At 34.3% G+C, this 25,127-nt stretch carries 20 protein-coding genes; 16 read left to right on the top strand and 4 right to left on the bottom strand.

What is annotated here, in order from left to right; all coding sequences use genetic code 11:
• Positions 1–3 precede the first annotated feature (3 nt).
• The 13 genes from J4050_RS06605 (at position 4) to J4050_RS06545 (ending at position 13,989) form a co-directional block, all read left to right on the top strand.
• Positions 4–795 (top strand): cation efflux transmembrane domain-containing protein, encoded by a 792-nt coding sequence (locus J4050_RS06605; protein WP_208153546.1) that lies wholly within the window; start codon positions 4–6, stop codon positions 793–795.
• Between the two features lie 26 nt (positions 796–821).
• Positions 822–1,304, top strand: a complete 483-nt coding sequence (locus J4050_RS06600) for a DUF305 domain-containing protein (protein WP_208153545.1) — start codon at positions 822–824, stop codon at positions 1,302–1,304.
• Positions 1,294–3,024 (top strand): efflux RND transporter periplasmic adaptor subunit, encoded by a 1,731-nt coding sequence (locus J4050_RS06595; RefSeq protein ID WP_208153544.1) that lies wholly within the window; start codon positions 1,294–1,296, stop codon positions 3,022–3,024. Before J4050_RS06600 ends, J4050_RS06595 begins: the two co-directional genes overlap by 11 nt.
• Positions 3,025–3,044: 20 nt before the next feature.
• Positions 3,045–3,485 (top strand): heavy-metal-associated domain-containing protein, encoded by a 441-nt coding sequence (locus tag J4050_RS06590; RefSeq protein ID WP_208153543.1) that lies wholly within the window; start codon positions 3,045–3,047, stop codon positions 3,483–3,485.
• A gap of 1,044 nt (positions 3,486–4,529) precedes the next feature.
• Positions 4,530–5,042 (top strand): DUF6943 family protein, encoded by a 513-nt coding sequence (locus J4050_RS06585; protein WP_243878570.1) that lies wholly within the window; start codon positions 4,530–4,532, stop codon positions 5,040–5,042.
• A 125-nt stretch (positions 5,043–5,167) separates the two neighbouring features.
• A complete protein-coding gene (locus J4050_RS06580; protein WP_208153542.1) occupies positions 5,168–5,809 on the top strand; it encodes a DUF6266 family protein in 642 nt (213 codons plus the stop codon).
• A gap of 396 nt (positions 5,810–6,205) precedes the next feature.
• Positions 6,206–6,619 (top strand): response regulator, encoded by a 414-nt coding sequence (locus J4050_RS06575; RefSeq protein WP_208153540.1) that lies wholly within the window; start codon positions 6,206–6,208, stop codon positions 6,617–6,619.
• A complete protein-coding gene (locus tag J4050_RS06570; RefSeq protein ID WP_208153538.1) occupies positions 6,620–7,159 on the top strand; it encodes a heme NO-binding domain-containing protein in 540 nt (179 codons plus the stop codon). It abuts the gene before it with no gap.
• Positions 7,159–9,639 carry a PAS domain S-box protein gene (locus J4050_RS06565; protein ID WP_208153536.1) on the top strand — a complete coding sequence of 827 codons (2,481 nt, stop codon included), beginning with the start codon at positions 7,159–7,161 and terminating at the stop codon, positions 9,637–9,639. The genes J4050_RS06570 and J4050_RS06565 overlap by 1 nt, the downstream gene beginning before the upstream one ends.
• A 2-nt stretch (positions 9,640–9,641) precedes the next feature.
• Positions 9,642–9,959, top strand: a complete 318-nt coding sequence (locus tag J4050_RS06560; RefSeq protein ID WP_208153534.1) for an Hpt domain-containing protein — start codon at positions 9,642–9,644, stop codon at positions 9,957–9,959.
• A 9-nt stretch (positions 9,960–9,968) separates the two neighbouring features.
• Positions 9,969–10,679, top strand: coding sequence for a LytR/AlgR family response regulator transcription factor (locus J4050_RS06555; RefSeq protein WP_208153532.1), 711 nt, complete (start codon positions 9,969–9,971; stop codon positions 10,677–10,679).
• A gap of 117 nt (positions 10,680–10,796) precedes the next feature.
• Entirely contained in the window at positions 10,797–13,397 is a 2,601-nt protein-coding gene (locus J4050_RS06550; RefSeq protein ID WP_208153530.1) for a T9SS type A sorting domain-containing protein, read from the top strand.
• A gap of 436 nt (positions 13,398–13,833) precedes the next feature.
• Positions 13,834–13,989, top strand: coding sequence for a hypothetical protein (locus J4050_RS06545; RefSeq protein WP_208153528.1), 156 nt, complete (start codon positions 13,834–13,836; stop codon positions 13,987–13,989).
• Between the two features lie 159 nt (positions 13,990–14,148).
• Here J4050_RS06545 and J4050_RS06540 read toward each other — a convergent pair whose 3' ends face one another.
• Positions 14,149–16,212, bottom strand: a complete 2,064-nt coding sequence (locus J4050_RS06540) for a tetratricopeptide repeat protein (protein ID WP_208153526.1) — start codon at positions 16,210–16,212, stop codon at positions 14,149–14,151.
• A gap of 154 nt (positions 16,213–16,366) precedes the next feature.
• Between J4050_RS06540 and J4050_RS06535 the strand changes: the two genes are divergently transcribed.
• The 3 genes from J4050_RS06535 to J4050_RS06525 all read left to right on the top strand — a co-directional run bounded on the left by J4050_RS06535 (position 16,367) and on the right by J4050_RS06525 (position 19,255).
• Positions 16,367–16,645 (top strand): STAS domain-containing protein, encoded by a 279-nt coding sequence (locus J4050_RS06535; RefSeq protein WP_208153524.1) that lies wholly within the window; start codon positions 16,367–16,369, stop codon positions 16,643–16,645.
• A 24-nt stretch (positions 16,646–16,669) separates the two neighbouring features.
• On the top strand, positions 16,670–17,920 hold the full coding sequence (locus J4050_RS06530; RefSeq protein ID WP_208153522.1) for an oligosaccharide flippase family protein: 1,251 nt from the start codon (positions 16,670–16,672) through the stop codon (positions 17,918–17,920).
• 108 nt (positions 17,921–18,028) lie between these two features.
• Positions 18,029–19,255 (top strand): glycosyltransferase, encoded by a 1,227-nt coding sequence (locus tag J4050_RS06525; protein WP_208153520.1) that lies wholly within the window; start codon positions 18,029–18,031, stop codon positions 19,253–19,255.
• On the opposite strand, the gene J4050_RS06520 is transcribed toward J4050_RS06525, so the two are convergent.
• Genes J4050_RS06520 through J4050_RS06510 form a run of 3 tightly spaced genes read right to left on the bottom strand, consistent with a single transcriptional unit; the run spans position 19,245 to position 25,055 of the window.
• Complete coding sequence (locus J4050_RS06520) at positions 19,245–20,759, bottom strand: glycoside hydrolase family 2 TIM barrel-domain containing protein (RefSeq protein ID WP_208153518.1); 1,515 nt, start codon at positions 20,757–20,759, stop codon at positions 19,245–19,247. The two genes, J4050_RS06525 and J4050_RS06520, sit on opposite strands and share 11 nt — an antisense overlap.
• Positions 20,752–21,966, bottom strand: coding sequence for a hypothetical protein (locus tag J4050_RS06515; protein ID WP_208153516.1), 1,215 nt, complete (start codon positions 21,964–21,966; stop codon positions 20,752–20,754). The genes J4050_RS06520 and J4050_RS06515 overlap by 8 nt, the downstream gene beginning before the upstream one ends.
• Positions 21,966–25,055 (bottom strand): putative glycosyltransferase family protein, encoded by a 3,090-nt coding sequence (locus J4050_RS06510; RefSeq protein ID WP_208153514.1) that lies wholly within the window; start codon positions 25,053–25,055, stop codon positions 21,966–21,968. Before J4050_RS06510 ends, J4050_RS06515 begins: the two co-directional genes overlap by 1 nt.
• Positions 25,056–25,127 lie beyond the last annotated feature (72 nt).

The raw sequence follows: 25,127 nt of genomic DNA, 5'->3' as shown, positions 1-25,127 counted from the left end.
AATATGCAGAAAACAGTTTTCAAAATATCAAAAATGGATTGTCCTTCTGAAGAAAATCTAATCAAGATGAAGCTATCTGATATAGATGGTATCAAACAACTTGATTTTAATTTAGAAGAAAGAATCTTAACATTATATCATAATGCTGATGCGAATGTAATAAGTAATTCTATAAAAGAATTAAAACTTAATGAAACATTAATCAGTTCAGAAGAAACAGACACAATCATTACTGAATCTACGAGGAATCAATCCAAACTGTTGTGGACAGTTCTTATTATCAATTTTGCATTTTTTATTATTGAAATGAGTACAGGTATCATCTCAAAATCAATGGGTTTGGTAGCTGATAGTTTAGATATGTTGGCAGATTCATTTGTTTATGGATTGAGTTTAATAGCGGTTGGTGGCACGGTTTTAAAAAAGAAACGTATTGCAAAATATGCAGGCTATTTTCAGATAACACTTGCAATTATCGGAATCGTTGAGGTAATACGTAGGTTTTTAGGCTATGAAGCGCTGCCTGTATTTTCAACAATGATTATCGTTTCAATATTTGCTTTGATTGCAAATGGCATTTGCTTGTACTTATTGCAAAAATCTAAAAGTCAAGAAGCACATATGCGTGCCAGTATGATTTTTACCTCTAACGACATTATAATAAATCTTGGTGTAATTGCAGCAGGCGTGTTGGTCAATTGGCTGCATTCTGGTATTCCAGATTTAATTATAGGAATCATTGTATTTGGATTGGTGATACAAGGTGCATTCAGGATATTAAAATTAAGTAAGTAAAAAGTTTAACTATAAAATCAAAAAATATGGGAAATTCAAAAGAACACTCAAACAAAGCAAATTACAAAACCTTCTTTATAATGTTGGCTTGCTCATTTGTAGCAATGTACATCACAATGTATTTAAACACCTATTCCATAGACCACGTATGGTTTAGTTTAACACGATTCTATATGACGTGTTTAGGAATTTCAACAATGGCAGTAATAATGTGGTTTTTTATGCGAAAAATGTATAACGACAAAAAGAAGAATATCGCCATACTCGCAGGTAGTTTTATTCTGTTTGTAGGTGCATTAGGGTTGGTGAGAACACAAGCACCAATTATTGGTGATGTCCTTTGGATGAAAGCAATGATACCACATCATTCTATCGCTATTTTAACAAGTGAAAGAGCAGATATTCAAGACCCAGAAGTTAAGAAATTAGCAGAAGACATTATAAAAGCACAACGTAAAGAAATAGAAGAAATGAAAGCAATGATAAAACGATTAGAGAATGAAAAATAATAAAATAGTCATATATATTGGCATACTCGTAGTAGGTGTGTTATTGGGTTGGTTGCTTTTTGGTGGCTCATCAAAAGAAGGAACAGACCATAATCACGATGCGGTTGCAGCAACTAATCAACTATGGACGTGTTCTATGCATCCACAAATTATGCAACCAGAACCAGGCGATTGTCCTATTTGTGGAATGGATTTAATTCCTGCAGAAAATGGAAGTGATGGCTTGTTAGCAGACCAATTCAAATTGACTGAAAACGCAATGGCTTTAGCTAATATTCAAACATCTATTGTTGGTAAAGGCAATGTTGAAGGCAATACTATCAAATTATCTGGTAAAATTGCTGAAAACGAAGAAGCAAATGCAGTACAGGTAAGTTATTTCGCTGGAAGAATTGAACGTTTGAATGTGAGTTTTACAGGCGAAGAAGTTGGTAAAGGTCAATTATTGGCAACCATTTATTCGCCAGAACTCTATGCAGCACAACAAGAATTAATTACAGCAGCATCTTTAAAAGAATCACAACCTGCTTTATACAAAGCAGTCCGTAATAAACTGAAATTATGGAAGCTCTCTGAAAATCAAATCAATCAGATTGAAGAAACAGGAAAAGTAAAAGAAAACTTTCCTGTGTATGCAACCGTTTCGGGTACTGTTACAGAAAAATTGGTAGAGCAAGGCGATTACATCAAACAAGGACAACCCTTATTAAAAATTGCCAATCTCAACACAGTTTGGGGAAACTTTGATGTGTATGAAAATCAGATTGACCGCTTTAAAAAAGGACAGGAAGTGATGATAAAAACCAATGCTTATCCTAATAAAGAGTTTAAAGGTAAAGTTGATTTCATTGACCCAGTTTTAAACACGAAAACAAGAACTGTAACCTTACGTGTTGTTTTAAGCAATAAGGACGATGTATTTAAACCAGGAATGTTTGTAACCGCAAATATTGAAGGCAGTACAGCTAAAAATGACGAAGTATTAACAATTCCTGCATCTTCTGTGTTATGGACAGGTGAACGTTCTGTGGTGTACCTTAAAACAAATCCAGACCAACCTATTTTTGAAATGCGTGAAATTAAATTAGGCAATCAAATTGGTAATGAATATGAAGTTGTAGAAGGTTTATTTGTTGGAAATGAAATAGTGACTAACGGTACATTTACGGTTGATGCAGCAGCACAATTACAAGGAAAAAAGTCGATGATGAATAAGGATGGTGGAAAAGTAATGACAGGTCACGAAGGTCATTTGGGTATGGATAAGGTGACAGAAAAAATCGATTTTAATAGAAATGTAGAGAAATCATTTCTACCTGTAATTAATGCTTATATCAATTTGAAAGATGCATTAATTCAATCTGATACTTTTTTAGCTTCTGCCAAAAGTGAAGCATTTAGAAAAGCATTAGAAGAAATACCAGTAAAACAAAGGGAACAAACTCATAATTATTGGTCAATTTTACACAAAACATCTAAAGGGATAAATGAAAATGTGAGTTTGGAGCACCAACGCAAACAGTTTCAAATTGTTTCAGATACGATTATTGAGATGGTCAGAAACTTTGACGAAATGAATGATAAGTTATTTGTACAGTTTTGCCCAATGGCAGATAACAATAAAGGGGCCTATTGGTTGAGCAAAGAAGAAAAAGTAATCAACCCATACTTTGGCGAAGCAATGCTAACCTGTGGTGAAGTAAAACAAGTAATAGAGTAATAACAATTAAATTTTAAACAATGAAGAGAGTAATTTTAAGTATCGCTGTAATAGCAGCATTAGGTTTAACAAGTTGTAAAAACGAAACCAAAAAAGAAACAGAAACCACAACTACTGAAATGTCTAAAGATATGGCAATGACAGACCTGTCTTTTGGTGTAAGAGGAAATTGCGGAATGTGTAAAAACACTATCGAAAAAGCAGCTAACGGTGTTGAAGGTGTTGCAAGTGCTAATTGGGATGTCGATAAAAAGAAGATTGATGTGTCTTTTGATGATACAAAAACCGATGCAATGGCAATCCATAAAGCAATCGCAGCTTCAGGATATGATACCGAAAAAGTAGCAGGTGATGAAGAAGCATATGATGGTTTACCAGGTTGTTGTAAATACGACCACGAAATGATGATGAATCAATCTGGTGAAGAAAAAAGTGATGACCATTCAAATCACGACCATTAAGCAATAATGAAAGAGTCTTTTTCGGAAGGCTCTTTTTTATTCCCCACAACCCAAAACCCAGTTTTTTCGTACCTCAAAATCCTCTGTCTTTTGTGTTGTTCCGCGCGCCAATGCATAATTGGTTTTATGTCATAATACTTGTAGCCAACGCTATAATAGCACATTGCTTATTTTATTTAAAAGTATCCATTTTAATAAATTGGTACAATAAAAAAGCAAAGAGCCATTGCCAACGCTCAAACAATTATTACGCCACAAAACCAATCCCAAGCTATGTTACATAATAGAAGTTATAGGAGCAAAAATCCTTTCAATGGTTGCCTAGGGCGTTTTATTATATTTTCGTCGCTATAACTGCTATTATGTAAAATATCCGCTCATCCAACGCTCACATCCGAACTTCTAACTACATTTTGAACAAACATTAAACAGTCGAACATTCAAAGGGTAACGTTAATTTATTATAATATTCGTTATCTCATTCAACTGCACAAAACCATCGTTAAGTCCAAGTATTCCTTACCTCAAGTCTTTGTTTGTCTCATTTCGTTAACAAATATTAAAGACCACTTTTCCCCACCACCCAAGAAATAGGATATAAAAAAATAGGTTTACAATATTTTGTAGTGCGCCATAGCACATTACTTTTTATCGTGCCTCAAAAAAGTTATAAGCTATTGTCTAAAAATCCTGTATAAGTAGCTTATTTAAATGCTGTTTTATCAAACAACTATTTAAAACGCTACATATACAAACGCTTAATCCAACGTTCAAATACGAACTGAAACCTATTTTTTTAAGTGTTAATTCCCCAGAAAAGTTAAAAGTAAATTGAATCAAGTTTAAACAAATTTGAAATACTAAAATAAAAAAAGATGGCAAATATATGTGGCTGCCTCTGCCAACCGCACAAGGCTATAAAGGTCAAGCCCTACGGGTTTTGAATAAAACTTTTTTCAAGACCCTTTTTCTTTTGATTTAGACATTCAACTCAAAAAACTTTTATCCAAAAACCTTGACAGCCTTACCCACGCCACAACAACTATGGCTATCTTTTTTCTTTTCAAAAAAAATAATGGCGCGAAGCGTAGCGAAGCAATTTTAAATTGGATAGCTATGTCAACTTTTGAACTAAAAACACACCAAGTCGGAAAAACTTACTCGAACCCTCATTTTTTCATTCTAAACAAAGGTCTAAACAGCGGAAAACCACTCTTAAAATCCTGTGCTAACTGTTTCGTTGTCACTACTACAACAGAAGAGGTAAAACACACACTTTTTCACTTATCTATGATGTTGCAAATAGGCGGTTTTTACGCTTACTATTTAAAAGGTAGTGTTATTCCGTTTATTTCAATAGATGATTGTAGGAACACTTTGAAAAACAGCTACAGCTCATTGTTTTATGATGCAATTCAGTTGCAAAAACATATTAATATTGTGTCAGCAATTAATAAAAAGGAAAAGGAGCTTCATAAAATCATTTCAAAAATGGCAGATTTGAAAGTATCATATATTCAAAGTTTATTTTCTAAAATGCAAAAAGAAGCAATCTAAAGCAACAAAATCCATATCAAAGGAATAGCATAAAACTTGCCATATATTTCAGCGGAAGGTACAACTTCGTGTTAAGTCCGTACCAAGTCCGAAGAAAATTATGTTTCATTTAAATTATTTATGTTATGGGTAAAATTGCTCAAGGTATTTTAGGAGGTCTTTCAGGTAAGGTTGGTAACGTTATCGGTGGAAGCTGGAAAGGAATTGATTACATTAGAATTAAACCTTCAAGTGTAGCCAATCCAAGAACTGTTGGTCAAGTAAACCAAAGAACCAAGTTTACTGCCACTTTAGAATTTTTACAGGCTGTAAAGCCTTTTATTAAGTTAGGATATAAAGGGTTAGCTGTTAAGAAAACAGAATTTAATGCTGCAATGTCGTATGTATTGAATAATGCGATTACAGGTACTGAACCTAACTTTGTTATTGACTATCCAAACGCTTTAGTAAGTCGAGGAGGTTTATCTGGTGTGCTAAACCCAACGACTGATTTAGCAACTGCTGGAGAAGTAGCGTTTGGTTGGGATGACAACTCTGCTGAAGGTAACGCAAATGCTACTGACAAGGCGATGTTATTGGTTTACAATCCATCAAAAAAGGAATCTATTTCTTTACTTGATGGAGCAGACAGAACAGTAGGTTCTCAAATTATTCCAATCCCAACAACTTATGCAGGAGATACAGTAGAGCTATTTATGGCTTTTATTTCTGCTGATGGTAGTCAAGTATCAAACAGTATTTATTTAGGCTCTGGTACAGCTAATTAATGCTTGGTGTTTTTATTTGGAAACCGCTCTAATCGAGCGGTTTTTTTTTATGCTATATTTGTTGCTCTATTTATTAATAGTTGTTACTAATCTTCTCTTATTATCCATTTTTTGTATGCTATTTGTTGCCTAAATACAATAGCACTAATGAATACAAGGGTAGTTAAATATTGTATCGGAAAGTAACTGAAGATAATCCTCTCTATTAAGTACTGTTTCTCTTGATAGCGATAGAAATAGGAAAGCCTGCTTTTTGCATCTGGTATAACTTAAAAAGACCTGTATTTCCATTCGTCGACACTTTTTGGTCATTCAACTACACTTGACATCACTCTAGCGAAATATAAAGGCATTAGCACTTCCTTGTTGTATTTTTCTTTCTTTAATAAATCCCTAATGAAAGAAAAATTGAACATACTACTCATAGAAGATGATATGATTGAGGTTATGAAATTAAACAGAGCCATAAGTTCATTGCATCTTACCCACCATATTGTCGAAGCCAATAATGGTGAAGAGGCACTTCAAATTCTTCAGAATAAAAACGAACTACCAGATATAATTTTATTAGATTTAAACATGCCAAAATTAAACGGTATTGAATTTTTAAGTATCTTAAAAAACGATGATGATTTAAGGTATATTCCAACCGTAATTTTAACCACATCCAACAACCAAAAAGACTTGAAAGAATGTTTTAAAATAGGCGTTTCTGGTTATGTATTAAAACCATTGAAATATGAAGAGTATGTAACTAAGGTTTCAAAAATTTTAGATTATTGGAGCATTAACGAACTAATAACTAATTAAATGAAGGGATTTATTTTTACGGAATTCTTAGACCTTGTAGAAGAAAAGTTTGGTCTAGAAATGGTAGATAAGATTATTACGCAATCTAACCTTGATTCTGGTGGAGTTTATACGTCTATTGGAACTTACGACTTTTCAGAAATGCTGGGATTGGTATCCAATCTTAGTAAAAATACCGATATAGCAATTGATGACTTACTCATAGTGTATTCACAACATTTATTTAAGGTTTTAGTAAGATTACATCCTAATCTTATTGACCATTATGATGATCCTATGGAGTTTTTGGCCTCTATTGAAAACCATATCCATATCGAAGTACAGAAAATATATCCCGAAGCGCAATTACCGACATTTGAGATGGTAGAACGTCACGATAAGCATATGACCATGATCTATAAATCTGACAGAGCATTATATATGCTTGGTAAAGGTTTGATGGACGAAACTTTTAAACTATTCAATGTAAAAGGGTCAGTTCATGTAGAAAAGCTCAATGATGCTGGTACAGAAGTAAAGTTTGTTATCGAAAGACATTAATGGGGCAGGATGAAATTGGCATATTAAAGCGAGCGCTAGAGCGCGAAAGAACAGCGAGACGACAAGCCGAAAAAATTCTCGAAGAAAAGTCTACTGAACTTTTCGAGGCTAATACTCAATTAGAAAGACTAAATAAAGATTTAGAATCGCTACTTACCAGAAAAGATTCCCAATTACAAGGTGTTTTTGAGAATATTGTAGATTCATACGTTATTATGGATTTATCTGGTAATATTCTTAAAATGAATAACGCAGCGGCCAATTTACTTGATTTTGAGGATACCAAAGTAGATTTTAATCTCAATCAAATGGTCTTGCCAGAAGCTTATAAGAGCGTTTCCGATGCTTTTAAAACGCTTATAAAAGATGGTACCTTAACTGATTTTGAAATAGAAATAGTCACACGGAAGGGTGAGAAAAAAATGGTACACATCAATGCAAGTGTTATCTATGATAAAGAAGTAGCCGTTGCAGCACAGGGAATCATAAGAGATATTACTTCCGCCAAAGAAAAAGAATTAGTAGTTGAAGTAATTAATGATATTGCGCAATCTATTTTAGGCAAATTCGATTTGTATGAGATTGCTTATCAAATTACTGACAAAATAGCCAAGTATCTTCAGTCAAATGATTGTGTTATTTACCTCTACCACCAAAGTGATAATACCCTAGAGCAAATTTCTGCTTATGGCGAAAAACTTGATGACAATAGCCAACTCGTAAATAAAATTGTTTTAAAAGAAGGAGAAGGTATTGTTGGTGCAGTGGCAAAATCAGGGAAAGCCGAAATTGTTAATGACACATCGCAAGACGAACGCTATGTTAGAGATATAGCAGACTGTAGGTCTGAAATTACAGTGCCTATTATACTTGGTGATAAAGTTATTGGTGTCATCGATTCTGAAAACGAAAATGAGAGTTTCTTCAATGTTAAACAGCTACAAATGCTTAATAACATAGCAAGCATAGTGGCACTTCAACTAAAAAGTGCAATTGACTTAAGGGAACGGAAAAAAGCAGAAGAGCAACTTATAGAATCCGAAAACAGATTATCCACGCTTATTTTAAATTTAGATAGCGGTGTATTACTTGAAGATGAGCATCGTAAAATAGTTGTTACCAATAAGAAATTCTGTGAGTTCTTTCAGATTCCGGTAGATCCAAACATGCTGATTGGGCAAGATTGTACAGGTGCTGCAGAACAAAGCAAATTTCTTTTTGATCATCCTGAAAACTTTGTAGCAGGAATTGACAAAATATTAAAAAACAAGACAACGGTTTTAGCTGAAGAAATTAAGATGGCAGATGGAACCATATTGGAGCGTGATTATATTCCTATTTTTAAAAATAGTGTATACAAAGGTCATCTATGGACTTATAAAGATGTCACTCTAAATAAAAAATACAGACAAAGTTTAGAGGCACAGAAACAAAAATACAGTAGCATTATTGCCAATATGAATTTAGGCCTTATTGAGGTTAGCCTTGATGACGAAATTCTAATGATTAATAATAGTTTTGCAGAAATGTCCGGGTACTCAGAAGATGAACTAATTGGTAAAATAGCAGGTCAAATATTTCCTTTAGAAAAGGATAAAAAGACAATAAAAAAAGAAAATAAGGACAGAACTAAAGGGATGTCTAACTCCTATGAGATTAAGGCAAAACGCAAGGATGGTGAGATTAGGAATTGGTTGGTGAGTGGTGCACCTAACTATAATCTAAATGGTGAAGTTACAGGTTCTATAGGAATTCATTTAGACATTACAGATATAAAGAATCTTCAAAAACAGAAAGAGGCATTAGTTAAGGATCTTGAGGCCACCAATAATGAATTGCAAGAATATGCCCATATCGTCTCACATGATTTAAAATCACCTTTACGCAGTATCAACGCCCTTGTAAACTGGTTGAGGGAGGACAATAAAGATAAATTAGATGAGGCGAGCATGCAGAATATTGGGCTTATAGAAAGTACCCTCGAAAAAATGGAGCAACTCATATCAGATATTTTAAACTATTCAAGTGTAGGAGCAGATAAGTCTAAAAAGGAAAATATAGATTTAAGTAAAATTTTAGAAGAACTTTTACCATCTATGCATATTCCATCACATATCAATATAGATATTAAAAAACCACTACCTAATGTAGTAGGCGATGCAACGATGCTCCAACAAGTGTTTCAGAATTTAATCGGAAATGCCATACGTTATAACGATAAAGAACAGGGAATTATTGAGATTGATTACGCTAATAAAAATTCGTTCTATCAATTTTCTGTAAAAGATAACGGTATAGGGATTGATAAGAAATATCATGAAAAAATATTTAAAATATTTCATTCACTAAAAAAGAGTAGAGAATCTTCAGGGATCGGCCTTTCAATCGTAAAAAAGATTATTGAATCCCATAATGGTAAAATTTGGTTAGAATCAGTTCCAGGGCAACAAACTACATTCTACTTTACAATAAAAAAGTAAATATGGAACAGCCTAACTTATCATATATTCAAAGTATGTCTGGTGGAGACAAGGCTTTTGAGCAAAAGTTAATCAGTATTATAAAAGTAGAGTTTCCACTAGAGAAAAATGTATATTTTGATAATATAACGGCTAAAAATTTTAAAGCTACCGCAGAAATCGTACATAAACTTAAGCATAAAATCAGTATTTTAGGGCTCGTTAAAAGTTATGAGTTAGCGGTTCAGTATGAGAATAACCTTATAGAAAAGAGCACTAATGGTAAAGATGAATTTGAATCTGTTTTACAACTCATGACCGATTTTTTAGAGACCTTATAATCCTAATTTATGAATTGTATTATTATTGACGATGAGGCTACTGCAAGAGCTATTATTGGGCAGTTATGCGCATCAGTTCCAAGTTTAAATGTAGTAGAAGAGTTCCCTAATGCAATTCAGGCTATCAAATACTTAAATCAGAATGAAGTTGATCTTATCTTCTTAGATATTCACATGCCAGATTTTACAGGTTTCGACTTTATTGAGACCTTAAAAAATCCACCCAAAATTATTTTGACAACATCAGATCCTAACTTTGCCATCCAAGCATTTGAATACGATTGTATAGTGGACTATCTTGTAAAACCCATTACGCCAGAGCGTTTTCAAAGAGCTATTCAAAAAGCAGAATCTGTACAAAAGGTGTCGGTTCCAGAAGGGGATTCAAATAAAGTAGAAACCAGTTCTGGTAATGACTTGTATGTCAATATAGATAGACGTCTTATTAAGATTGATATTCCCAGTATATATTTGGTAGAAGCGAAAGGAGACTATATACAGGTAAAAACTGAAGAAAAAAATTATACGGTACATTCAACCTTAAAGAAAATCGAAGACAAGCTTCCAGATACTTTATTTTTAAAGGTCCATCGCTCTTACATTATTAATGTCGATAAGATTATTGATATTGAGGACAATAGTGTGCTTATAAAAAGGGACGTTATACCTGTAAGCCGTTCTAATCGTCCAGAATTAATGAAACGGCTTAATCTGCTCTAAAAACCATTCACCGACACTAAATGGATTTATAACGTTGTCGACTTTTCATCGAGCGAAAATCTCTAAAAAGACTTATTAATCAAAGTAGTTTTGTTTCAGAATTTAAAATGAAACAGAATGAAACTTCAACTTTACGCTTTTAAAAGTCAACTTCTACTAATGGCTGTTTTTGCCTTTATTTCTAACATTTATGGTCAGGAAGATATTCCATTTAACTGCGACTATAATGCTTACTTATTTCAGTACAATGATGTCTTTGCTATAGATTTAGCCTCTGGTAATTCGTATCTGGTTGCTGAGGATGTTACGGAAGAATCAATTAATGCTGCTGCATATAATCCTGCAGATGGCTTTATTTGGGGATCACTAAAAAATTCTAAGGACATTGTTAGAATTGGAAAAAATTTTACAACTACGGTTTATAATGTACCAGAACTTCCAGATAGCAATAGATATATTGGCGATGTAAGTGCAGATGGTATATATTACCTTAAAGGAGGTGGAACAACATATTACAAAATAGATTTAGATCCTGAGTCTCCAAATTATATTCAACATAATGCTACTGAAGCTTTATCGCAAAGTATAAGTATTCATGATTGGGCTTTTAATGCCGTAGACGGTCAACTATATACTGTTGAAAAAGGATCTAATATTTTATACAGAATTAACCCTGAAAATGGAGTGGTAACGGCTTTAGGTGAAGTGCCAATTATGGCAGGTAATAATTACACCTATGGCGCTGTTTATTTTGATGTTGATGGCCGTTTTTATGTGTCAGCAAATCAAACCGGAACTATATATGTGATCCAAGAAGTACAAAATGTAAATACTTCAGCAGATATGAATTCTAACTTATTTGCTTTTGGACCATCTAGTGCCAGTAATGACGGAGCACGATGTCCTACGGCACCTGTCCTACAAGAAATTTGTGATAACGGGGTTGATGATGATGGTGACGGATTAATAGATTGTGAAGATCCATCCTGTTCAGGTTTTGGTTTGTGTGAGGTTATTGAACCTCCGACATCCGGAGGAAACCAGGGCGGACTAGAAAGTAACAATAGATTGTCAGAGCAAATCAATGCGCGTAACTTTAACAGAGCGAAAACAGGCTATACCTTTAATAGAACAATGGCCCCTAGAGTATCACGTAACTTTCAATATGCACAACGTAACTCTAGTGGGTTTACTATACAAGACTTCATTCCTTTAGAAGTCATTGGAGAAACAGAAGCTATTGAGTCGACGCCTGCAGACCTAGTTAACATTACTAATGCTACAGATATTTATGCAGTCGATTATATGAATCAAGACACTCCTTTTGCCACCATCCTGGCTTTAAAAACCGAAGATGGCGTGTACGAACATACCAAGTACATCTGCGATAGACTTTTAGGTGCTCAATTGATTTCAGTGAGTACCATGACTATTAATGAACAGCCCTTTATAAAATCCATTATCAGAAATATAGATGGTACCTATGAGTTTGTTTTAAGCTTTTCTGCAAAAGTGATTAACAATGATGAGAACTTTGCTATAGAAAGCCATTGGAATCTCGATCAGTACCAAAGTGATGTCACGTTCTACAATTTTCAAATATGGGCTAACTCTGTTGATGATCTCTACCTTTTAGGAGAAGAAGTTTTGAGTTTATTGACTATTGAAAAGCCAATTTCTGACTATAACAATTCAACTCCACCAACAGTTTTTGTTAGAAAAGGAGAGTACGATAATGGAGCTTTAAACTTGCAAATTGTAAACACTAATGGTACAGATACTGTAACATTAGATGCAGGTTATAGAACTACAGAAACCAGCGATTTTGAAACCTTTAACAGCACTCTAAACTTAGGTGGGCAATACATCACCAATCTGACGGTGGAGACCGGGTCTTTGTTTGACATTGGCTTTAGGATTGGTGATGGTACGGCTACACCAGACGATTTGTTTATGTCTGACGGACCCTGGGGAATTGATGCTTCACAAAACGGAACTGAAGTAGTACTTTACGATGTAACACCAAATAGTTTTGAGTTTGAAACAACTGATTTCCCTATAGAGCGAAATGTCGAGTTACGAGCCACTACCCAAACCTATGTGGCAGCGTACAGAGCCTTAACACCGAGATTTAAGGCTATGAATCTTACAAGTTACAGTAGCCTTAAGCTAAGTGCCAAAGGTACGGGGAATTTAGAAATTACCTTTGTAAAAGAAAGTGAAACCAATTGGGAAGCACAATTTAAAACCACGATTGCCCTAGGCAGTACCATGCAAGATTATAGTATTGCTATTACTGATTTTCAAAATGCATATGGTGATATTCCAGAACTCAATGATGTCGTGACCTTAGTATTTACTATGGTCTCAGAAGATGGCAATACAAGTTCTAAAATGATGAATTTAGAGAACCTAAGATTATCACAGGACGCTGCGCTATCTTTAGATGAGGTGACGGAGAACACGCATGCTTTAAGAGCATTTCCAAACCCAATGACCACTAAAACTACCATTGATTTTACATTAGCACTAGGTGAAACTATACAATTCATAATTTACGACCAGTTGGGTAAGCAGGTTTATCATACAAGTTTTAAAGCTGTAACTGGACAAAACAGTATTACCATTAACAGAAATAATCTAAGCAAAGGCTTTTACTTCTGTAAACTAATTAGTGGTCAGTGCGAGATTAATCCTTTAAAACTGATTATTAATTAACCTAGATTGATAGCAAATTTTCATGAGGCAAGAGCGAAAGCTTTTGCCTTTTGTGTTTTGTGTTATATAGAGCGAAGCGAAGAATTTCACTTCTGATAATGATTAGGTTAAGCGAAAGATAAAAAACTACTGACAATAACACTGTAATGCATTGCTGGTTTCCAATAAGCTGGAAATTATTTCCTACATTTAAACTAAAATAAAGGCATGAATTTTACGAGCATCCAGCTAGCTTCGCTACTGATTAGAATAATAAAGCACACCGTAATTGGCGTTAGGCCGCGCTGCTAAACGCAACGGAATCCTAGCTTAGACCTGAGCCATAAGGTAAAATGAACTAACCTTTAGACTTCAATTAAAACTGAGACCTTCAAAACGCAAAAAAGTAATAATTCAAGCTTTTAAAGACATGAAAAGGAATAAGTAACAACAACTAATGACCATCCAAATGAAAAAAAATAAAAAATGGTATATAGCAACGGGAGCAGGATTAGGTATGATTTTTGGATACGCGATATGGAATGCGGGAATTGGATTGGTTATAGGAGCATCAATTGGTCTGATGCTATTTGCGTTACATAAGAACAAATAAAATTTCACTAATAGTAAAGTAAAACCCTAAGGGCTTAGACCATGTATTAATTAATTGCTTGGTCATTACCAACGTGTGAAAATTATGCCGAAATTCTCTACCTATAATTTAATCGCTAAATTAGATATCTAAACATAAAACTGAATAGACATATTACCGTTATCTTCTAACGGAAGCTTTCTTTAAAAACACCCACTTAAATCGCAACCCAATTTCCGTAAATGTAAACCCAGCAGCTGTTGCAGCCGCAATATTACTATGGGTTCCATAAATATTTAATAAACTACGCTCAGAGAATTTGTAGCCAAAAGCACCTTGTAATCTATAGGCGGTTTGTTTTGGGTCATCCTCTATAATCTGGTAACCAAATGCACCAGTAAGATTGTAAAACCATTCGTTAGGTTTAGCAATAGCCTCATCTTTAATAAGATTTACAAAGACTTCGTAATTATTAAAATTTTCTGGACTAAAGTAAATCGTTGGCACTTGATCTTTAAAGGTAATGTACTGGTAATTAAATCCAACTTTTAAAGCTGGCTTAGGCAATAGATTATAATACACAGAGGTAAACAACAAGTTTCTGGTATTACCATCATTTTGTGTTGTATGCATGAGTTGTGTAAACCAGCCTAAGTTAAAGTTAGTTCCTAGATTATAATTAGCGTAGTAGTTGTTTTGTACTAGCTCACGGTCTAATAAATCTGCATTAAAACTTTCTACTTGTCGCTTATAGCCAATATCAAGGGTTTGTAGTTTAAACGCCTTAATAGTCAAGGATACATGGGTTAAGAGTTGTGTGTAATCGGTGCTTTCTGTATCTGCAGTCGTCATACCTGCAGTCCCTCTAAATGTGACATTTGGGATGACTTGATAGGCTAGTCCTAAAGATAAATCTTTAGAGTTGGCACTGTTATCTGTCACGGTATTATTAGTCGTTCTGTAATTATAGTTCCCTAGTAAGCTCAACTTAGTCGATAAGGGATAAACAACATTGGTGTTAAAGGCAAAGGCCTTATTGTTTCCATTATCAAAAGTATGCGACGCCTTAGACTCTAGTGTTGGACTAAAACTTATATCCATCTTATTGATAAAGTTAACCGCATCTTTTTGGTTGTTGTAAAATGATAAAGTATTTTCTGCCGAAGCATATGCATCATCAAAACGTCCTAAGGCTTTTAAAACATTTGCCTTTCCGAGATTACCATCAAAAGAGGTACTGTCGTTGGCTAAGATTTGGTTGTAATCGGCTAAGCTTTCTTTAAAGTTGCTTTTATAGATATTTAGAGTGGCCCTTAAGGCCAGTACCCAGTTTTGATTTGGGTGAGTCTTTATGAGTTGGTCAATTAAGGATGAGGCTGCTTTATATTTTTTATTCCAAATTAGGGCTTGTACGTAACGCTCTAATGTTTGTTGTGCAGTGGTTTTATCTGTATTAACGGTTAAGCTTTTTTTGGCCTGCGAACTTAAGGTCAAGGCATTTTTATCTTTTCCATATAAATGTGCCACTAAGGCCAAACCGTTTAATGCAAGTGTTTTGTGTTCTTGTTGTTTGCCCAATTTGCCATACATGGTTTCGGCATTGTAAAGCTTATTCCATATTAAATAGAGATTGGCGAGATTTAATAAGGTGTCTTTATCGTCACCAAAGGTTTCGAGATTTTTAGTCAGAAGTGTTTCAGCTTTATCGTAGTTCTGAGCTTGTTGGTTTTGGTAAGCATACCCTAAATAGATATACTTTTTAGAGGTCATAGCATTTGGGTTTCTTGGTGAAACTTCTAAAGCGTTATTGACATATATTATAGCATCCTCGTATTCTTTCAGATTCGATAACGTATTAGCAAAACCTAATAGTGCCGCAAAGCTTTTTGGCTCTTCTGTCACTAAACCTTTATAATAGACTTTGGCATCTGCAAAGTTTTTATTCCATAACAAGGATTCTCCATAATTAAGCTTTACTTCAAAATCATTTGGATAGTCTTTAAGTAAATCAGAGAACAAATCATTTGCCTCTTGTGTCTTTCCATTAAGACCTATAGCACGTCCATAGCAAAGTCGTGCTGTTTTACTATCAGGATAGTTTTTTAATATAGTATAGAAAAAGGTTTCAGCTTGTGCATAATTCCCCGTTTCTAAATACGTAAATCCTTCTTGCATGTTTTGACCAGATGTGCTAAAAACAACTAATAAAAGGATACTAATAGAAAGTGATTTTAAAGTTTTCATCTCTGTCTGTTTAACTAATTGCAAGTTACGGACAGGTTGTGCTTCATTCATCTACACCAATCGACCATCCGTCGAAATAGAATGCTCATACATGGAAATACACTAGATATTTGCGTCAGATTCAAACCAATAATCATTTAAAAATTACACAATTATGGCACTTACAATTAAAGAAAACGAGGGCATATTTACAGTAGAAGGTGTAGTTGATTCTACGACTGCAAACCAGTTAAAAAACCATTGTGAAATACTATTAAATACCTGTGGTGAAGTTATTATTGATTTGCAACATATAGCTTCTATTGATATTAATGGATTATTAACTCTAAGAGCTTTGTATACCTATGCTGAAGCATCAAACATGTCGTTTAATGTTATTGGTGATGGTGGCAGTATTACCACTAAAAGGAAAAAATTTAAAGTAGCAGCTTAACAGAAGCGTAAAACAAAAAGGATTATGCAATTAATAGCAACATTAAAATCTAAAAAATTAACACCCGAGCAAATATTTATGGTCAGTGTGTTGGCCGTTAATGGCGGTAATTATTTATACAATCTCATCTTGGGACGTGTATTAGGGCCAACAGCATTCGCAGACGCTGCTGTACTTATTACATTTCTGTTGGTCTTGTCTTTTATTGCTATGACATTTCAATTAGTAACAGCTAAGTTTTCAGTGTTATTTGAGAATTCAGTATTTGGAAGTTTTATAACTCAAGTGTATAAGCGCGCATTTGGAGTTGGTATTATTTTAGGGATAGCCATTATTTGTTTTGCTGGAGAACTGCAAGCGTTATTTAATACAACTTCAAAATCAATGTTTGTGATTTTTGGTTGTGGAGTACCACTTTACTTTTTAATGAGTGTTAACAGAGGGACCTTTCAAGGTAAAAAAGATTATAAAGCCTTATCCATTACTTATCAAGGTGAAATGCTTAGTCGTTTACTTATTACTATTGGTATTATTTTGGTGTTTGATATTACATCGTCTTGGGTTATTGCTGCAGGGATATTATTATCCTTTGGTTTTGGACTGTTTCCGTTTAAAGTGAAACAATTCAACTTAAAAAAAATCTTACCCTTAGAGGAAAAATATAGTAATCAAATTAAAAAGTTCTTTTTACTAACGGCTTTTTATGAGCTCACACAGATAGTTATAAACAACAGTGATATTTTATTGGTTAAACATTATTTTGAATCCTATGAAGCAGGTCTATATGCCTCACTAGCATTAATAGGTCGTATGGTGTATTTTATTGCTTGGATGTTTGTGATGTTGTTATTACCTGCAGTAGTAGAATTAAAGAAAGAAGGTAAAGAAACCGCGTCAATTCTCTTAAAATATGTTGGGTATATAGCTATAATATCAGCACTCATTATAGTGACATGTATAAGTCTCCCTGAGTTAATTATACATATCCTTTTTGGAGAGGAATACCTTGCCATGGCGCCGTTGTTATGGAAATATGCCATAGCCACATCCATGTTTGCGTTCTCCAATATTTTTGCTTATTACTATCTATCTTTAGATAAATATATACCAGTAATCATTTCGGGAATTTTCGGGATGTTACAAATGGTATTAGTTATATTTTATCACGGATCACTAGAGCAAGTGGTACATATGCAAATTGTAGCAATGGCTTTATTATTAGTAATACAATTGGGCTTTTTTAAGCTAGAAACGAGGAAACCAAAAAATGCTTAATCTAAAGGAAATAACCATTCATCTACAGTAAAAGTTCTCCTAACGAAGTACAACTGTAAATAGAAATGTAAAACCCCAAATTTGTACTGTAATTAAAAATAAATTATCATGAAACTAGCAATTGTCACAGCATATCCACCAAGTAAAGTCACTTTAAATGAGTATGCCTACCATTTAGTAAAACAATTTAGAAAAAACCAAAACATAACAGAGCTAATCTTATTAACCGACAGAACTGAAGGGACCAAAGATATTGAGTTTGCTGAGGAAGGGTGTAGGATTACTGTGAAGGAATGTTGGTCATTTAATAGCTATAAGAATATATTTTCAGTAACTAAGGCTATCAGCCAAACACAACCAGATTCAGTATTGTTCAACTTGCAGTTCATGAAGTTTGGTGATAAGAAAATAGCGGCTGCATTAGGTTTAATGTTACCCTTAGTGTGTAAATTGAAGAAGATTCCCAATATCGTTTTATTACACAATATCCTTGAAGAAGTAGATTTAGGAAGCGCTGGTTTTACTTCAAATAAGCTGATGCAAAGTATCTATGGATTTATAGGAACGACTTTAACAAGACTCATTTTACAGGCAGATACAGTGGCCGTCACAATGAAGAAGTATGTTGATATATTAGAGGATAAGTATGGAGCTACCAATGTAAAATTGATTCCGCATGGTACATTCGAAATTCCAGAAGAACCAGATTATACTTTACCAGAAGGACCAATGCAAATAATGACCTTTGGAAAATTTGGAACTTACAAAAAAGTAGAAGGGATGATTGAAGCTGTTGAAATGGTGAGAGCATCTACTGGTTTAGATTTAGAGGTTGTTATAGCAGGCACAGATAATCCAAATGTACCAGGATATTTAGCTAAGGTTCAAGAAGCTTATAAACATGTACCTCAAGTGAGATTTACGGGTTATGTAGAGGAAGAAGAAGTACCCGGGCTATTTAATGAAAGTGCAGTAGTTGTTTTTCCATATACCTCTACAACTGGAAGTTCAGGTGTGTTACATCAGGCAGGAAGTTATGGCAAGGCAGTAGTCATGCCCGATTTGGGTGACTTATCACTATTGGTAAAGGACGAAGGTTATTTGGGCGAGTTTTTTGACCCAAATAGTGTAGGAAGTTTAGCAAATGCTATTGAAGCTTTGGTTGTAAATGAAGCGTATAGATTGCGATTGGCTAAGCAAAATTATAAAGCGGCTACAGCACACCCGATGTCACAAATTGCTGAGATGTATTTAGAAATATTTCATCGGATTATAGATAGTAAAAGCGTCAACACATCCAAGCAAACTGAACAAGCACAAGAAATCATTCTTTAGAAATATATTCGAAAGAATCCTTCTTAATCCCATTTTTATCAATAAAACCAAAATGCTTTTGTGCATTTTTACGCCAAGGAAATCGCCCTACGACTTCCTTTGGTATTTCAGTGTAGTCGTAAAGTGTCCATGACATAAACTGAATTTTATTTTCTGAAAATAGCTTCTGCATGGATTTATGATATTCGGCCTGATCGTCTTCGGAATTACCGAAAGGATTCCATAAGCCGCTATAAGATGAGGTTCCAAATTCCGTAATCACAATAGGCTTCTTAACAATCTGAGTTTTTAAAGCATTATAAGTATTCGCTAATTGGCTTACATCTTCATAATAATGAAAGGACACAAAATCTAACTTCTCTTTTAAAATTAAGCTACTTTCTGCATCAGACCAACCAATAGTGACTCCGTGATTAAAATCTTGAGACTTTACGAAATCCACCATCTTGTCTAACCATGCTGTGACCAATGCTTTTCCGCGCGATTCAAAATCTAAATCCGGTTCGTTTTTTATATCCCAAGATGCTAAAGCGTTGTGGTTTTTTATGGCATTTACGATTGTTTTTGCATGACGTTGGGTAAGTGTCCAATCTAACACATTATAATCACCATAGAAATCAAAAAGCGTGACCATCACTTTAAGATTTGCTGTTTCTGCAAGGTCTAATAATGTTATGAGTTGTGAGAGTTTGTCTTTTTCAACGCTAGATTTTCCAAAACCCTCATAAGGCACAAATATTCTTATACTATTTAATCCACTTGATGCAATTAATTTAAAATCTGACGCGATAATATCAGCATCAAAATTATCACCAAACATGTTCCAGGGAGTCGCTTGCGGATAGTAGTTAATCCCTTTTATATTGGAAACCTCATTAACCTTTTTGCCATGCAGGGGGCTATAAGGCTCACTCTTAACTCTAACCAAATGTCGTATTCTCCAAAAGCCATCTTCTAATAACAAGGTGACTTTATAGGTTGATTTCTCATGTACCTCCGCAACTAATTTGTCGTTATTAAAAATACGCTTGTATTCAAGAACCTCGTGGTCTGTAAGTACTACCATCTGTCCGTCTTCACTAAAAAATTCGAGTGTAGGGTGATGTTCTAATGTGGTGCTTTCTAATGAGGTGTTTTGATCAGTGTTTAATGCAATGATATTGAAAATATTTTCTCGAGCACTTTCTGTATAATAGTCCTCTATACCAGCTCTAGTATTTGTCATAAAAGCAACATGCTTAACATACCAGGCATCCAAATAATCATTTTCAATAGACTTCAATGTCTGCTCACCCATCGGTCTTCCCTTATTGGTTAAAGGCGCCCAAGTCAATTCTGGTAAATATTGGTCAATTTGCATGACTTCCGTATGTAACATTTTACTGCGGTCGGCTCCAGTATTGAGATATGATAAAATAGCAGAAATACCATAAATCACCAGAGCTATAATAATGACATAACTTATTAAAATAATACTTCGTAATAGGGTTCTGTTACTAATCATAGCTAATATCAGTGAATGATTTTGAGAGTCCAGCAGTATTGACTTCTATGGTGTAAATTCCTTTAGGAAAACGGTCTATACTTAGTTTAACCGTAGCGAAACCATCTCGACTTTGCGCCATAATTTGATGCGCTAATTTTCCGCTTTCGTAAATCTTAACTGTCACATCTAAACCATCTGGAATGTATTGTTCCATAAAACTCTGAAGCGGTCCTACAATAATTGTCCTTTTGTCTTCAGAGAAGGAAACCTCAAAATCTGAAACCGCTTGTTCATAGTTTAAAACAATGGCATCACTGTTCGCCATACCTTCAATATAGGCTTTAATAGTCCATTGCTCCTCATGATCTGGATGTAACATTTTAGCTGTAGCAACACCATCTATAGTGGCACCAGAGGTTGTCGCTATATATCCACTTTTATTCGTAATAAAGAAGGTTACGAACGTTCCATCACTAACAATATTACCAAAACGATCTCTAATGATTGACGTTTTGAAGGTTGTGATCTGATTAGCATCTGCATACTTGTGAATACGATCAGCAGAAATACTGAAATTTGTTGGAATTGCGGGCATAACATTGACATCGAATTCCTTTGAATTTAGTCCTAGGCTTTCGGAACTTATAAGCACACGACCACTGTTTTCATAGGAGTATATTTTCTTATAACTGAAGCCATGCTCCGTATAAATAAGACTAGTGTCCTGCGTTTCTAAAAATTGATGTTTAACAGAAACTTTTGTGCTATCAGCCATAGGATTATCAAAGGCATCTGTTGGTATAGCAACAAACATGGTATAATCTGTTCCACCGGCTTCTATACTTGGAGGGCCTATGTAGGTTTCTATGGTCTCAATTTCTTTTTTTGGTAGTATTGTAAACTGACCAATAAGACGTTTGCTTGCTGCTTGTAATTGCCAATTTAAAATGCCTGATTTGTTTGATAGAATTTCTGGAATTTCAAATCTTAAAGTCTTATCAACTATTGGATTTAATACAATGGACCCATAACTATTTGAGCAATACAAGACGACTTCAGGATTACCTTCAAAAGAAAATTCTAAAGAAATAGGATCGCCTGCTGTATATGCTTTAGCTGTTGAAATTAGAGTATAGCTATCCTTATCTGCAGCTGCAGGCATACTTAGTCCTAACATAACAAGTATAAGGCTACTGATTACTTTATATATGTATTTTATTGACATTAGTTGGGATTACCAATATAAGTATTGACCTCTAGTTTTATATATTTATAGTTGTGATGATTTATGGTTTGCAATTCTTCATTAGTGTGATTTATAATCCGATTTTTAACTATCTTATTAGATATGTCTTTATTTGGAAGTCCATTAACAAAACAATTAGCCATGTCGTCATTAATAGTTTGCAATGTATTGAGATCTAATACGCCATATTCAAAAGGCTGTTTTCGCTGTTGACGAATACCTCCATCTACAAACAAATGATCTACCCACATTAAGTTTTCTTTGTTGTCATAATAAGATACAAGTAATTGTGGAATAGTAACCTCTTCAGCACCTCCATTAAATAGGCTTCCCGAGATATGTTTGTTATTAATTTCTGATATAGAAACCGTAGTACTTTTAAATAAATCCGATCCAGAAACATTACCCGCAGCCTGAAGATTAAATTTAGTGGGTTGCTCCTCAAATTCTACAGGTGTAAACTCATCTGGATTAAAGGTTTTTGGAATAGCATCTTTTGTCTTGGACCAAGCAATACCTTCAAAATTAATCCGAAATGAACTCACTTCTTTAGGCATTAATTTATGTTTGACATGATATTTTGCGTTGTAGGTAGCCAATGCCTTGTTATCGTCATTATATAAGGTACCTTTTAAAACCACATCTGAAGGGACGTTGTCTATATTCTGAACTTCGCCAACAATAGCATAGTGATTTTGAAACTTCACAAGTTTGGCAGAAAGAATTTCAAGCACAGGTTGTTTTAATACATCTTCATGATGTGTTTGTTCTGTGGTTATTCTGCGTCTGCCCTGATTGAAATAATTTGTTGTATTACTCGCGTATAGTTGGTCTGGAGGTAAATCTGCATTAATATCTTCAGGCTCCAAATACCATTTACCATGTACTTTAACTAATGCTTTGTAATAGGTCTTATTGATTTTTTCTAAAGGTGTAATCCAAAAGGTATTTACTTTAACTCGCGCTAGAGAATCAGTTTGGCTAATAATTTCCGTATCGATAGCATCTAACTTGGCATAAGAACTGAGTAAGCCGTCAGTAACAGATATTTCTAACATAAATTGTGCAATAGACAAATCGCTTTTAGGATTAACTAATCCATGTGCCTTTTCGAATTCTTTAAAATCTAAGGCGTCGTAGTAAGCTAATATGGCATTTTCTGGTGAGTAATGCGATTCATTTTTAATATAGAATTGGTATAGCCCAAACCCGATAATTAGTGCTAATAGAATAGACCAAATATGTGTAATTTTTAATATATTCTTTGAAAACTTAGAATACTCATTTTTAAAACTAAAATAAACTGGCAACGATTTAACCTTCGTTTTTAATCCATGAATTAAAAGGGTTTGTACATTGAGTAAAAAGGCAATTAATACGGTAAGAAACGGGATAATTCCCCAGAGTAATTTTTGCCAGGTGCCAACATCTTCTTTTGGAAGTATAGATGATAAAGGTGGTACATTTAGTTTTTCCCAGACCATAATACCGTTTTCGAGTTGCCGTAAACGTTGCCAACCACAGAAATATAAGATTGGGTCATAAAACTTATCGTTAGAGAATATGTACTTTAAATTGTATTTTTCTGGAGTGGTTAAAAACTGTTGTAAGGAACCAATGCCTTCAACCCCTTTGAATTTTGAGTTCTCTAAGCGCTCAATTGGCCTAGTAGTGAGTTCTGGTAGTCGTCTAGCTGAATGGTAATTACCATCTACGGACATCGCATTAGTCTGTGCAGATAACCACGCCATCTGATCACCAAAACCTAAAGTCATGTAGCGCCATTGATCATGCTGATCCTGATTGAGAAAATTAACAATAGGCAGCGTTTTTATTTTTTGTGGCTGAGAAGGTTTAAAATAACCAAGACTCATGGTGAAAACGGTCATAAATAAAAATAGACTTGCTAATACACCACCTGCAATTCGATGATAAACTGCTCCAAACTTAGATTGAATAAGAGTTTTTAAATCCCCTTGTACAAATCGATAGGTAAACTCGCCAAACAACGGTAAGGACATTATAGAAGCCCAAAGCGTAAAACGGTCTAGGGTTAAAATATTGAAAGCTGTTTCACCTAGAACAAGTCTTGGAATTGGTGTTGTGCCGCCAGTTCCGAGAATAAAAAGAATGGTTATGGATAACCCAAAAAATAAGTAACGTTTGCAATAAAACCTGTAAAAAATATAAGGCAGTAGAATAAGTAAAATTCCCCAAGGAATTAAAAAGAACACTAAACCAGAGGAGGTGATTTCTATAAAATTATCCCTTGATCCATGAGGTATTGGAACTTGAGTTATAGGATTGTTTTTAGAATTAATCCAATAGGGAAGTATACAACCAATAATTATCGATAATGAGAGTAAACCAAAGCCAACAATGCGTTTAAATAATTTAAAAAAACTATTTAGAAATAGTTTGAAAGTAACTGCTTTAATAGAATCAACTTGTTCCCTTGCATGATCCATAATAACCATACCGATAAGTGGGAATATGAAAAATACCATTCCAAAAATAGGTGTCACATGATGTGAAGTTACAGTAACCGCTATTAAAGACAGTGATGTGGCAAGGTAACGTCTTTTACCCGTTTTAAGCCATAAATAAATTTCGGGTAAGGCATGCATTAAAATGGATATCCCAATAATACTTGGCAATTGCCCAAAGATGTGCAATGTTTCAACAAATGAAGAGGAAAATACGGCTAGAATTGAAGCATAACCTGCAACAATTCTATTTGATGTAATGAGTAATGAAAATCTATAGACACCAGTGATAAATAGAATGATTCCTATTAATGCCACAGTGAACATACCAAACTTAAGTCCTCCGACTAGTGATAAAGCTGCAATAGATTGATGCACTAAAGGAGGATAGCTCATCACCGTAAAACCTGTATACCATTTATAATTCCAAGGCTCAAACCAACTATTCGCATAATGATCGGCAAAAAATAAATGAATAAGGGCATCATAGGTCGTTTCTAAAGTAAAAAAGATAGACGTCCCATGAAACGCTATACCAATCAGTAAAGCTGCAATCAAGTATTTGTTTGTTCTATTATTCATTTAGCGCATTGACTAATTATCAACTTGGTAAAGATATAGAATTTACAAAGTGATGCTGTTTTTAATTAACTA

This window comes from Winogradskyella pelagia (assembly GCF_017581965.1).
Taxonomy (GTDB): Bacteria; Bacteroidota; Bacteroidia; order Flavobacteriales; family Flavobacteriaceae; genus Winogradskyella; species Winogradskyella pelagia.
This window is presented reverse-complemented; position numbering and strand designations above follow the sequence as displayed.